Origin of the sequence: Zhengella mangrovi, from assembly GCF_002727065.1 — a bacterium.
In the GTDB taxonomy this organism is placed as follows: Bacteria; Pseudomonadota; Alphaproteobacteria; order Rhizobiales; family Rhizobiaceae; genus Zhengella; species Zhengella mangrovi.
The window spans coordinates 1-11877 of sequence record NZ_PDVP01000015.1; the positions used below are offsets into that span (position 1 = coordinate 1).

Sequence of the window (11877 nt, forward strand, 5' to 3'; positions counted from 1 at the left end):
TTACCAGCTTCACCGCCTCGATCTTGAACTCGCGGCTGAACTTCCGTCTCGTCATATCCACTCTCCAGTTCCTTGGTCACGATCTTATCTTCGTGTCCACGAAACCGGCAGCAGGCCATCATCGCATCATGGGCAACCATGCCATGCTGCTGGAGAAGCACACGGCTGTTCGCAAGGGCCGAATCCGCGACGGCAAGGTCATGGTCATGCGCTCCAATTTGCGCTGGTGCTCCGATGGGCTGGAGTTCACCTAGTGGAACGCCGAGGTCGTTCGCCTCGCTTTCACCATCGACGCCTTCGACCACGAGATCATCGCCTGGACGGTGGTCGTCAATGCAGGCATCTCCGGCTTCAATGTCCGCGACATGATGGTGGAGGCTGTCGAGAAACGCTTCGGCGCACCCCGTGCCCAAATGCTATCGAGCATCTCTCGGCCAATGGCTCGGCCTATACAGCGCGGGACACGAGGCTGTTTGCCAAGGCGCTCAATCTGACGCCCTGCTTCACGCCGGTCACCTAATCCTATGGCGCGAGTGCCGGAACGCGCATCGTGTCAAGGCGTCCCGGGCCGCCCCGGTGCCGCGCGAAGAAAGAAATACCCCACTCCATTATTGGAGCGGGGAAATGGTCAGAACAGGTTGAACTGACGATCGCCCGGGTTCTTGATCGTGTAGATGGCGCGAGCGGTTTCGATGGTGCGCCTGCCGGCAAAGAGCGGCGTCTCGGCGACATGATTGACGATGTGCCAGCCACCCCAGATACGGAGTCCTGACGCGGTATGAGCGACAGAAAGCCGAGAAAGGCTGCCGGAACCCCCGAAGATACCGAGCGCGATTTCAAGCGCGGCGGTGAGCTCCTCGTCGGTCATGCCATTTTCCATCTGTTTGGAATATCGTCTGACCAAAGAACGAGTGGCAATCCTGAACACCTCGATCCTGTCGGCCTCGGTGAGCGGCTTGTTGGACGGACGCCCTGACGGCTCCTGCGGTTGCGACTTGTCCCCGTCCCCAAGTGCCGCTCGCTCCGGCGACAAGCTGCGTTCAGGCAGCCCGGAGTCCTCCTGAGGATGGCCGGTGGCATCTGACGGTGTATTCCCCGCCTCCGGATATGCCATCAGTATTCCTCCGCCAGCATGATGGTCAGCACGCGAACGGTTTTCGTGATGTCGGCCGGATCCTCGGAGCCATGCAGCATGTCGGGCGCATAGGCATCGATCTTCCAGAACAGCTTCTGGCCGTCAAAGGCGAAAGCGCCCAAGTCATGCTCGCCATAGGGATCATTGTCAGCATCAAAGCGATCGTCGTCGGAAATCGCTTTCAGCAGGGCTGCCGTTTTCAGTTCATCGCCGTCGAGCAGGGCCTGAACTCCGACGGTCATCAGCATGCGTCCAGGAACCATCGGATCGCGCTTGCGCATCCGGTCGTTGAGGTCCCGGATTGTGGTAGTCCTGTTTTCGCCGGTTTCAGTCATGATGGATTGTCCTTTCCCGTTTGCCGCGTCCGAACCATTCGGGCGCGTCGGCCGGGAGGGGACAGGGAAGTGGCTCAGGGGATTCCCGACCAGCCGGAAACAGAAAAAGGATGCGCAATTCCAGCTGGAACAGCGCATCCATGTTGGACCTGGCATCGGAACTAGTGAACGGCACCGAGGCCCCATTCCGTCAATCCTGGGGATTCCAGATGATCACGAAATCGTCCTCGCTGTCGGATCCGGCGGGCCGGCCGAGATTGGCGTAGAGGGTCCGGTTGCCGAACTCCGGCACCGCGAAGGAGATCGACAGGTATTCGTTGCCGCTGGAAATGGCGGTCCGCCACCAGGCGGCCCCGATCTCGATATCGCCGGCCATGATCTGGAAGTCGGGCTGGTTTTCAGCGGACTTGCGCTTCGGGAGAAAGAGGATGTTGGCACGAATGGACAGCGTGGAGAGCTGGCCCTTGAAGGTACCGTCGGCTTGTCTTGTCACACGACCAATTGCAGGCATGGCTTTCGCCTCCTTTTGATGGAAGATCACGTGGGAAGGGAAGTGGTTGGGAACTGCCAAGGAACTGGCTGTTATCAGCCTACCATGCCCGCGAGGCCTGTTTCGGCTGCGCAATAGAAACGGCCAGCTGTCAAGTTTGCTGGAAATGATGATCGGACGCAGGCCTAAGGAAGGGAAGCGGCGCAGGAACGCGAGGCTTGCTGATGCTGCCGACGGCACAGCAACTGGATCGACCCATCGGCCGCATCGGCAACAACAATGCCGGCACGATGGTCCAGACTTGAAATCCAAACCAGCGAACAAAACGGAATCGTTCGCTTCACATCAGCCAAAGCGGCCGCCCAGAGCAGCAGCAAATTTTCAAGCCGGCAGGGAAGACGCAGCAGAGCTATGGTGATCAGCTCGGGAAGGACCGAGGCGCCAAGAAACGCGCCCTCCCCAAGGGTCGCACAAGATCTGTTTTGCGACCCAAACGCCAGGGAAGGGCTCAACAAAGCCAGATCCTTGTCTGGATCTCGACAAGATTCGGTCGGATCAGATCGCCTGGAACAGCGCCAGCAGCACGCCGATCGCGCCGACGGTCATGCCGGTCTGCGTGAGCGCAACGCGCCAAAGATCCGACTTGGTTGCCAGCGTCTCGCGCGCTTCGGTGCGCGTCAAAATCTCGCGTGCCAATGGCTCGGCCTTGTCGCGGTCGATACCGGCGTCGACCAGCATATTCAGGATGTCGATGGATGTCGTTTGCATGGATTGCAGTTTGAATTCTAGCACACATGCCTATATTCGGCGAATGCGGTGACCTGAAGCTTTGACTGGCATGGCGACGGCTTGATCGGATAACAATCAGACTCGAGCCCATCGGGTTCTCTGATATTGAGAAAGACCCGGATGGTCATCCGTCGACGCGGACCAAATACTAAAAAGCAAAAAACCCTCCGGATCCTGTCCGGAGGGTTTTGTCTGTCGAAGGGTCTCCCCTCCCCTACGCCATGTGCAGATGCTCGCAGCCAAGCGTATCCATCAGGCCGGAGAGCATTTCCAGTTGCTCCGGTCGGATGCTGTCGGTCAGAAAGCTGACGACATTCGTGATACCGTTCTCGGCAGCCAGCATGACTTCCAGCGGATCACGAGCGAGGAACAATTCCCCCTCTTCCCCGCTTGGGAGCGCTTCCAGCGCATGGGCGTTGAAGATGATGTCCCAGGGCTTGAAGCCATTGGGAAAGATCAGCGCCGGACTTTCAGCCTTTACGGTCTGACCGCAATAGGCCACCAGCGTTCCGCTGCGATCATGAACAGGGATGGTCAGCCGCCCGCGCATGATCCCCTTCGGCGCATAGCCGGCGCCAAAGTCCGTGCAGGTCTGCGGAGACAGGCCGAGTGCCTGCACCGCTTCGTGCTCGACCTCAAGATAGGTCAGAGGCTGGAGGCTTCTGACGGCCTCCTTCGTCCTCTCCCGGGGAACTGTCAAACCGCCAGCATTTCCGCCGTTCTCATCCTGCGAGCCGCTTCCCTCCCCCGTCCTGCGGGAAAGGTCTTCAGCTGCCGCTTTCATCGAAAGGCCGCGGATATGGGACACGAGCGCGATCACATCACCACCCGTCCGTCCACCGAAACAGTAGAAGGCCGATTTGGCTGGCGTGACCACCAGCGCTCTCGGGCCGCCGCTCCTGCAAGCCGGGCATGGCCCGCGCCATTGCCCGCCGGATTGTTTCATTTCCAGCCCGAGGTCGGGCAATACACCTTCAATCCGCACGCGCTGCTTGAGCGCGGCGAAGTCCACGAATGGCATGGTCGCCTCCTGCAATGATTGGATTTCAAGGAACCGGATTGGTCTGGGTTCAGTCTATCATGGCCATGGCTGCAAAGGTCGCCGGACCACGGATCCCCGCGATGTCAAATCAGAGGCGTTGAGACAAAACCGGCATAAATATCAATATGTAACGCAAATGTGATCAATGAACATGGCGTACCGCCGGGTGTCATCCGACACCATGGCTGCGTATAGCGCACGGTTACCGGAACAGTTCCTGCTGATAACTGGGATGTCCTTCATGGAAAGGAGGACAGCCATGGATCCGACCAAGCAAACCGACTGGACCTGGTACCAGACCCGCATTCTCGATCACGAACTGAACGTCGCAGCCATGATGATTGCCAACCGGCTCTTCCCTGCTGGTTTCGATGTCGCCGAGGATGCGCCCGATACCTACGAGAAGCTCAAGGCGCTGTTTGAATCGGGGAAGCGCTACGTCGTCTATTCCGGTGGATCTGACCGCACGATTTTCGGCGATCCGGAGGTCAACTTCCACTTCCGCGCCTGGCATGACTGGTGTCATTGGAAGGGAGCCCACGAATTCACCGTGCGCGGAGAATATGACACGTTCCGGATGCAGCACTGCCACCTCGTCGCGATCTACGGCGACAACGCCATGACAAAACGGTGGCGGCGTATCCTGTTCGCCGACATTGTCGGCCAGAAGCTCCATGAAAAGCGAACCGGGCAATTCCCGGAGGATCAGTTCAGCTTCGTGAAGGCATGTCTCGAAGGCGGCATCCATGGGGCCTCTTTCGGCGTGCCACGATAGAGCTGCGCAGAACCCTGACTACCGTGCCGATGCCCGACAGGATTGGGCGTCGGCATTCCATTTTCTGTAAGGCAGATTGTGAAACGGGCTGCAGGCAGTCGATCGGTACGCAATGGCGAATGCCTGAAAAGCGTCCAAACAGTGTCCTGGCAGGCATGACCCCTTAGCCCCAGGGTGCCTTGAAGCTGTCAGCAACCGAAGCCGCCACGAGGGCGTTTCTCTCGTCAGGTGTTCTGTCGAAAATGTTAGAGGCAACCGTCGTTGACGACCGGAACGAAGATGTGCGCGTCGAGCGCAACAGCATCACGCGCGAGAGACCCAGGTAGGGTCAACTTCATCAGAAAAACAAGGATGATGAAGATGAAGTCACGGTTCGATAGGCCGGCAAATGTTTCCCCCTGGTCAGCTATGTGTTTCGCTGTATGAGGATAGGCCATGGGGATACAGGCGGAACGATCGTATCCCCCTACCCTGTCCGCAGCGGATTCCACTTCAGATAAAAAACAAGCCCCCGGGTTCGAGGGCTTGGTAGTCTTCAATGAACGCGTTCGCAGATGCCGTCGATCAACTTGTGCAGTTGGGCGGCGGTTGCCGGGTTCTCGGCGATGCGGCCTTCAAGGGCATGGGTTGCCGCGTTGAAGAGCCGGTAGGCGGAGCGGTCTCCCCAATCGAAATCCGGGGTCTCCCACTGGGTTGCGACATCGGCGATCCTTTGGACGTTGATGATGCCGCTTCGGTACATTTCCATGATCCCGTGATCCGCCATCGCGTCGGTCAGAGGCGTGTTTCGATAGGTCGTGAAGCAGCGATGCTGCGCCTCCCTTTGATCGGCAAGCGGCTCGATGATCTGCATGATGAGTGATGGCAGGTCCCTGACAGCATTCACGGTATGCCGGCGCATGACCGTGTTCTCGCCGATGAAAGCGAGATTGTCACAGACGAAGACGCGACTGCCGAAGGAAATGCCGACCGGGAACTTCTTGTCGTTCGAGTTGCGCAAGCCAACCGTGTCTTCGTAGTCACCGTACTGGCTGCGCAGCGATAGCAGGCCGAAGAAACGCAGACCGTCGTCCGTCAGGCCGTAGTGCTCCTCGGTCACCTCGTGACCGTAGAAGGACAATGTGTGGCGGACCAGGTCAACGACGCGGTGATGCGGGATCGGGACATGCGACTTGGTGGCCGGTGGTGTTTCGACCATGCGGAGGTGTTCATAGGGAACCTCCTCCGCTCCGCAGTGGAGCATGAGTGTCATCGGATTCCTCCTGTTTCAAAGAACGGATTGGATACCCATTCATTCTACCGCGCCGGACAGAGCCGGCGCGGCTTCGAGGTGGATAAACCGGATGAAATCGACCGGCGGCTCGGTGTCCGGAACCCGTGCCCCTTTCCCCCATTCAATTTTGACAGAAGCCGGGATCGGTGGGTTAGGAAGTTGCCGTCGCAAACGCCAACGCAATGCAAGAGTTCGAATGTTATGTGGCCGCCGGGATGGTGCTGACCGCGGCCTTATGCTGCCAGCCATCGAACTAACGCAATGGCGTTGGGAACGGACAGTCAGATATCGGGATGCAACCTTGTGGAGGCAGCCATAGGTTAAATGCCGGTCGCGATGGGGGCTCCAAAGCCAGTGAAGATCCCGATGGCTTACGGGAAAACTATAGGAGGCTGCGGTTGAGATTATGTCCTGGAAGTAGCGATGAAGGGCTGTACACCTACCAGGTCCATTCGAGCTTGAGCGCCTGATGCGGTTTGGGCTTGGCGATATCCCACACGATCGACTTTTGACTGTACAGGTTGATGATGCGAGCCGACGTGTCGGCTGGTTTCTCAGTTGCGCCTTCGACGATCTTTGACGCAATCAATTTCGGGGGGCGCTCCGCTGGGAAGTGGACTTGAAGGATGAGGTGTCCAGTCGGATAGGTGAATTCCTGCGTCCAGTGCTCATGCGGGCGTGTGAACGAGCCAAGCAGGTCGGCCGAATACACATTCGCGAAATGCTCACCGCAGCTGACCGAGCTGCCAAGATTGATCTGCGAGACATAAAAGCCACGTTCCACAACGGTGTCGACGATCGTGCCGCACATCGTGACAAAGCCCGCCGCAACATGCTCCGCGGTCACCGCTTCCTGGTAAGTCGTCGTGGTGTGATGTGCGACGAAGAATGTCGTCTTTCGATATCGGGCTCGACAGCCTGAGGCGTCGAATAGAAACAACTGAACCAGGGTAAAGACCGAAGACAGCTCGCCAGACGAGTTCGGAGCATCTGATCCGCGATTCCAGGGTAGTTGTCGCGAGACGGGCTTGAGCGCCCAATAGGTGCCGGATCGGATTTGGTCGCCGGCGTAAGCGGCGATCGCAGCGGCAATCAGGGCGAAAAAGGCAACAAATGCCGCCAACGCATTTCCCGCGACGATTTCATAGACCCTTTCCCATCCATTGACCATTCCTACAATTATGGCGCACTTCCCGATTGGAAGTGCGCCACAATCCACAGCCCTCTGAAAGACGAGGGTTCGGCGACTTATCCTTTGCCGCCACCGCTAAATGCCAGAACAATGCTCATTGAAGTATCCTCTGTTCGAACGTCACGGGTGAATCCTAGTTGATATTCCACTAATGACGCAAGTCGGTTAGTTGATTTTCGACTAAACACCCAGTGAACGTATTGAGGCTGCCAACTACCAAATCGGAGGTCGGGCATGCCTCGAACACTTGGTCGGCCACGTCACGAAGCCTTGCGGAGCTTCATCGTCGAGCAGCGAGAGCGAGCGGGCCTCACACAGCACGAAATGTCGGCGAGACTCAAACGCCCCCAATCATTCATCGCCAGCATCGAGACTGGCCAGCGTCGGGTCGATGTGGTCGAGCTGCTTGATCTGGCTGAAGCCATTGGATTTGATCCGCACGATGCCGTGCGAAGGCTCTTGAGCGTAGCAGCCGATTAAGTCGGGTACCAACGACACGTTTAGATCGTTGCTTTGGAAAAGGCTGTTTCCGGTTGCTTTCTGGCGGCTTGCAAGCGTTGCAGGCCCAAGTGCACATTGATTGCGGCTCGCATAATCGAAGAACCCATCTGTCTTTGGCGATTCACGGGCTTGATCCTGCAATTGACCGAGACCAACAAAGGCAGAATTGAGAACGCATTTTCGCAGGGCAGCTTCGGGGCTGTGGGGAGACTAGCTGGTTTCGTCCAGCTTTCGAGAAAAGCGGCCATTCGAATTCATAAAATGCATTGGCGCTTTCGGCCCTATGCGGACTTCCGTCAGGTCGGTCATGTCGCGACGCACCTTTCGCATTCCTGCCATGCGTGCTTCTTGCAGCATTTCCAGGGAGCAATTGTCGGCAATGCGGACAAAGCGGACATTCGTTCCGAGAGCATCGACTTGCTGCCAGAGGCAAGCAACAGGCGGTGGCCACTATGGCCTCGCTTTGTGTCCTACTCTGCCGCCCGCCTCACCGCGACGCTGGTCGCGCCGACTACATCGGCGCCCGATCGGAAGTAGAGATGGGCGCGGTTAATGGCGGGGTCGTCGGCAATGGCACCGCCGGTGCCGATAGCGAGAATCTGGAAGAAGCGGGTCTCGCCATTGGTCGCCGTGATGTTTAACGAGGGGGCATAACTGGAGATGCACGCCCCGCTGCTGTTCGTTTCGCAGATGAGAAGGTTGGCTGCCATGTTCGGGTCCGGCCCGTTGTCGGCCTGTTCGGTGACCTGAACTGTAACAGCACCGGTAGCACCGATGTTTACGACGGCGGCAGCGGCGATGTTCTGGGCAGCCGTGCCCGAAGCTGGAATGGTGATGTAGCCGTCGTTGTTGAGCGTGGAGACAATCGCCACCATGTCAGGAAGGGGCAAAGACGATGCCGTGAAAGCAAACGTGTTGACACCCCAAAGTATTTGGACCGGGTCGGCGTTGGCGCAATCAAAAACTAGAGCCAAATTCTCGCTCACTGCTGCATTGGCATCGATGGCGAAATAGAAGCCTTGGGCTCCCGATGTTGGTATATCAACCGGTGTATTGGGCGACCCAGTCGGCGCATTGCTGATGTCGGTTGTTTGGTAAAGGAAGGAGGATATTCCCGCTGGCGCGCCGTCCGGCAGACCAAACGAACAATCGAGGGCTGTATTCGCACCGGCATTGAGGATAGTGGAAAAGGCGGTTACTGGCCCGGCGCCAGTCTGCATCGCCCTAGCGTTAGGCAAGACGGAAGCGACGATAAAGGTCTGCGGCAAACTCGAAAATACGTAAGCCGAACCCGCATCAATTCCACCTGTATTGTCATCATAAAACGCACCAACAATTGTCGTGCCGCCGAATATTGCGACCGAATAGCCAAACGTGTCAAATTGTTCGGCATCCGAAGCTAGCAGCTTATGCTTCTCCTCCCAGCTTGTGCTACTACGTTCGAAAACATATGCCGAGCCCGAATTGGTGCCAGCGTCACTATCCCCAAGCGCTCCTACAACCAGCCTGTCCCCGGAGATCCCTACCGACCAACCAAACTGATCCAATTCGGCAGCATCGGATGCTACTAGCTTGGTTTGCTGGCTCCAAGTTGTAACGTTTCGTGCAAAAACATAGGCTGACCCGGAACGATAGCCGCCGTCACCATCAGCCCACGCACCAACCACCACTGTATCGTCTGAGATCGCGACCGAAATCCCGAACTGGTCCTCTGTTGCCGCATCGGAAGCCCTCAGTTTGGCTTGCTGGCTCCAATTCGTTCCATCCCTTACGAAAACATAGGCAGAGCCTTCATCAAGGCTCAAAATGTCGTCTCCGTACGCGCCCACGACAACCGTATCGCCTGAGATCGCAACCGCAGAGCCAAAAAGATCTCCATATGTACCAACCAAAGGCGCAAGTTTCTGCTGCTCTGACCAGGTCGTTCCACTGCGCACAAACACATATGCAGAGCTTGCCGAGGTGGAATACGTGCCCACCACCGCCGTATTACCGGCGATCGCAACCGACCAACCAAACTGGTCATCTGTCGCCGCATCGGAAGCCCTCAGTTTGGCTTGCTGGCTCCAGCTAGTTCCGCTCCTGACGAACACATAGGCCGAGCCGGAACCGCTGCCGCCATCGTCGTCCGCATTAGCGCCAACCACCACCGTGTCGCCCGAGATCGCAACCGACCAACCGAACGTATCGTATGCCGTCGCATCGGAAGCCGTCAATTTGGCCTGCTGAGCCCAACTCGTCCCGCTGCGCACGAACACATAAGCCGAACCAGAATAGCTTCCGCCATCGCCATCCGCATGAGCCCCGACCACCACTGTATATCCCGAGATCGCCACAGAATAACCGAATAAATCATTCGCCCCCGCATCGGAAGCCGTCAGCTTCTGCTGCTCATTAGTGACCACCGGATCGATCGTGACCGGATAGACGGCGTTGGTGTCCTCGACCGAGAGGGTCAGTCTGGCATCGTCAAGCTGCATCTGCGACGGCAGTATGCGGCCCGTCGCATCCCAAACCTTCAACCCGCCATAAGTGAGCCGGACCGGCTTGCCGGTTTCGTTATCCGTGCCGGTCAGCGTCAGGATGTTGTTGGCGAGACTTGGCGTCAGCGCTCCGTTCAGCGCCAGTTCGACATTGAACGGCGCACCTTCATCGGAACCGGAAGACGCCGGCGGTTCGGCCAGCGTGAAGCCCTGTTCCAGCCCGGACTTGCGGTTGACATACCATTCCGTCACAGGCCCACGGACATATTCGACACGAATGCCGTCTTCCTTAGGACTCGCTGCTGGAAGCGGCTGAAGGTCTTCACCGTAACCCCACCCGGAAATCTTCATGCCAAAGGATGTCTGAAGCCCTCTTGGATGGATCGAAACGCCGTCCTGGCCGAACAGCGTCCGATAGCCCTGATCCGGGTTGTCGGCTTCAAATTCTCCTTCCGCTTCGGAAGGCAGGTCAACCGGCTTCGCTGTGTATCGATCCGCCTGGATGAGGTCTAGAAACGTGTTGCTCGTCTTTTCAGGCAGATCGGCAAGGGTCTTGGCGCCAGCCCCGCCAATTTCTGTGTCTTCCACTTTGTCCCATTCGGCAAGCGGTCCAGCCAATACGGCGCCGATGATATCGCCATCGGGCGGCGAAATGTTCGCGGCTCGGGATGAATTGGAAGGGAGGAAAGCTGCGAAAGCAAACAAGCCAGTCAGCACGACTGCGCTTAAGGACCATCTGAAATACGGCATGGTGGGCTTCCAGAACAACGGACCAACTCAACCCTCCCTGGCGAGAGGGAAACAAGAAGGTCTAACCCAAATAAACCGCCACAAAAAACGCGACGGCCAGCACCATCTTGAACGCAGACATCAGACCCAAACGAAATATTCGGTACCGTATAGAGCTTGTCAATAACAAAAGAGATCAGAGAGTTGGTGGCGCGTTGTGTCTGCAAATGAATGTCCGTCGCGGACTCAACGCTGAAGTTGCGCAGCAATGAAATTGGGCAGAAACCGAAATCGCTTAACTTCTGAGTGCTGTGGTTGAAACATGACAGGGCCAGTGCATTTGGACTGTGGGGAAATCATGGAACTGTAGCACGGTCTGTGGCAGCTTCATCTCATGTTTGAGTTCCGAACACTTGCCGATGACCATCCCGACCTCGCGTTTTCTCCGCTACTTCGGGGCGCGCTCCTGACCCTGCAATATGCGCAGAAACACGGATCAATCGGTCTGACCAAAACCAAAGCCTTCAAGCGCGTCTTCGTCCATTTTGCCGTCGAACATTTCGACTGGCCAGGGAAGAGCGCAGACGAGATGTTCCGCTACAACAAGGTGATCAATGAGTACGAGTTTCCCCCGATTGAGGTTCTTCATTTCCTGCTGATTTCGCTGCGCCTGGCACGTCACATCAAGGATGAGTTTCGGCTGACCAAGCGTGGCAAGGAGCTGGCACAAGCCCCTGGCCAGCTGTTTGCAGAGTTGATCCCCTACTTTGTGCTCCAGATTGATCACGCTTCCCATGCACGCTTCGAAGAACGACCCGTCGGAAAATGGGACGTGTGGATGAACGTGATCAACGTCGAGGCCGATCATGGTACGACCGAGGCTGCCTTGTTCAAAACCTTCTACGGCGAGCCACAAGATTGGCACACTGCAGGATGGCAAGAGTTGACAGTGTTTTCATCTTGCGTTCTTCGACCGCTCGAATGGGCGGGATTGCTAGTGGAGACGCGTGAAGACAACGTTGGCAACCAAGTGTGTCATGTGTTCAAGACCCCGCTCTGGCGTAGCGCGATCAAACTCGACACCGACGAAATGCTGCGACCAATGTCCGTTCAGTGAGAGAGCTCTTCGCTGC

At 57.3% G+C, this 11877-nt stretch carries 12 protein-coding genes and 1 pseudogene; 4 read left to right on the plus strand and 9 right to left on the minus strand.

The features are described 5' to 3' along the window. Positions 1-119: 119 nt before the first annotated feature. A pseudogene (locus CSC94_RS18740) lies at positions 120-514 on the plus strand (DDE-type integrase/transposase/recombinase); the annotation flags it as partial. Positions 515-628: 114 nt separating this feature from the next. Here the strand turns inward: CSC94_RS18740 and CSC94_RS24290 are convergent. The 6 genes from CSC94_RS24290 to CSC94_RS18765 form a co-directional block, all read right to left on the minus strand. Next, a complete protein-coding gene (locus CSC94_RS24290; RefSeq protein WP_133122928.1) occupies positions 629-1114 on the minus strand; it encodes a hypothetical protein in 486 nt (161 codons plus the stop codon). Further along, positions 1114-1470, minus strand: coding sequence for a DUF3768 domain-containing protein (locus CSC94_RS18750; protein ID WP_099307913.1), 357 nt, complete (start codon positions 1468-1470; stop codon positions 1114-1116). Before CSC94_RS18750 ends, CSC94_RS24290 begins: the two co-directional genes overlap by 1 nt. Before the next feature lie 190 nt (positions 1471-1660). Beyond that, positions 1661-1981, minus strand: a complete 321-nt coding sequence (locus CSC94_RS18755) for a DUF736 domain-containing protein (protein ID WP_099307914.1) — start codon at positions 1979-1981, stop codon at positions 1661-1663. Positions 1982-2145: 164 nt separating this feature from the next. Further along, positions 2146-2472 (minus strand): hypothetical protein, encoded by a 327-nt coding sequence (locus tag CSC94_RS24295; protein ID WP_133122929.1) that lies wholly within the window; start codon positions 2470-2472, stop codon positions 2146-2148. 43 nt (positions 2473-2515) lie between these two features. Beyond that, complete coding sequence (locus tag CSC94_RS18760) at positions 2516-2728, minus strand: hypothetical protein (RefSeq protein WP_099307915.1); 213 nt, start codon at positions 2726-2728, stop codon at positions 2516-2518. Between the two features lie 235 nt (positions 2729-2963). Then, complete coding sequence (locus CSC94_RS18765) at positions 2964-3770, minus strand: CHC2 zinc finger domain-containing protein (RefSeq protein WP_133122930.1); 807 nt, start codon at positions 3768-3770, stop codon at positions 2964-2966. Positions 3771-4050: 280 nt separating this feature from the next. Between CSC94_RS18765 and CSC94_RS18770 the strand changes: the two genes are divergently transcribed. Further along, on the plus strand, positions 4051-4566 hold the full coding sequence (locus CSC94_RS18770) for a hypothetical protein (RefSeq protein ID WP_099307917.1): 516 nt from the start codon (positions 4051-4053) through the stop codon (positions 4564-4566). Between the two features lie 535 nt (positions 4567-5101). Here the strand turns inward: CSC94_RS18770 and CSC94_RS18780 are convergent. Continuing rightward, complete coding sequence (locus tag CSC94_RS18780) at positions 5102-5818, minus strand: DUF932 domain-containing protein (protein WP_099307919.1); 717 nt, start codon at positions 5816-5818, stop codon at positions 5102-5104. Positions 5819-6278: 460 nt separating this feature from the next. Next, on the minus strand, positions 6279-7010 hold the full coding sequence (locus CSC94_RS18785) for a hypothetical protein (RefSeq protein WP_099307920.1): 732 nt from the start codon (positions 7008-7010) through the stop codon (positions 6279-6281). 345 nt (positions 7011-7355) lie between these two features. On the opposite strand from CSC94_RS18785, the gene CSC94_RS25070 reads away from it, so the two are divergent. Then, entirely contained in the window at positions 7356-7511 is a 156-nt protein-coding gene (locus CSC94_RS25070; RefSeq protein ID WP_245408414.1) for a hypothetical protein, read from the plus strand. Positions 7512-8002: 491 nt separating this feature from the next. On the opposite strand, the gene CSC94_RS18795 is transcribed toward CSC94_RS25070, so the two are convergent. Continuing rightward, a complete protein-coding gene (locus tag CSC94_RS18795) occupies positions 8003-10765 on the minus strand; it encodes an FG-GAP repeat protein (RefSeq protein WP_099307922.1) in 2763 nt (920 codons plus the stop codon). A gap of 373 nt (positions 10766-11138) precedes the next feature. Here CSC94_RS18795 and CSC94_RS18800 point away from each other — a divergent pair, with 373 nt between their 5' ends. Continuing rightward, positions 11139-11861, plus strand: a complete 723-nt coding sequence (locus CSC94_RS18800; RefSeq protein WP_099307923.1) for a hypothetical protein — start codon at positions 11139-11141, stop codon at positions 11859-11861. The last annotated feature ends 16 nt before the right edge of the window (positions 11862-11877 follow it).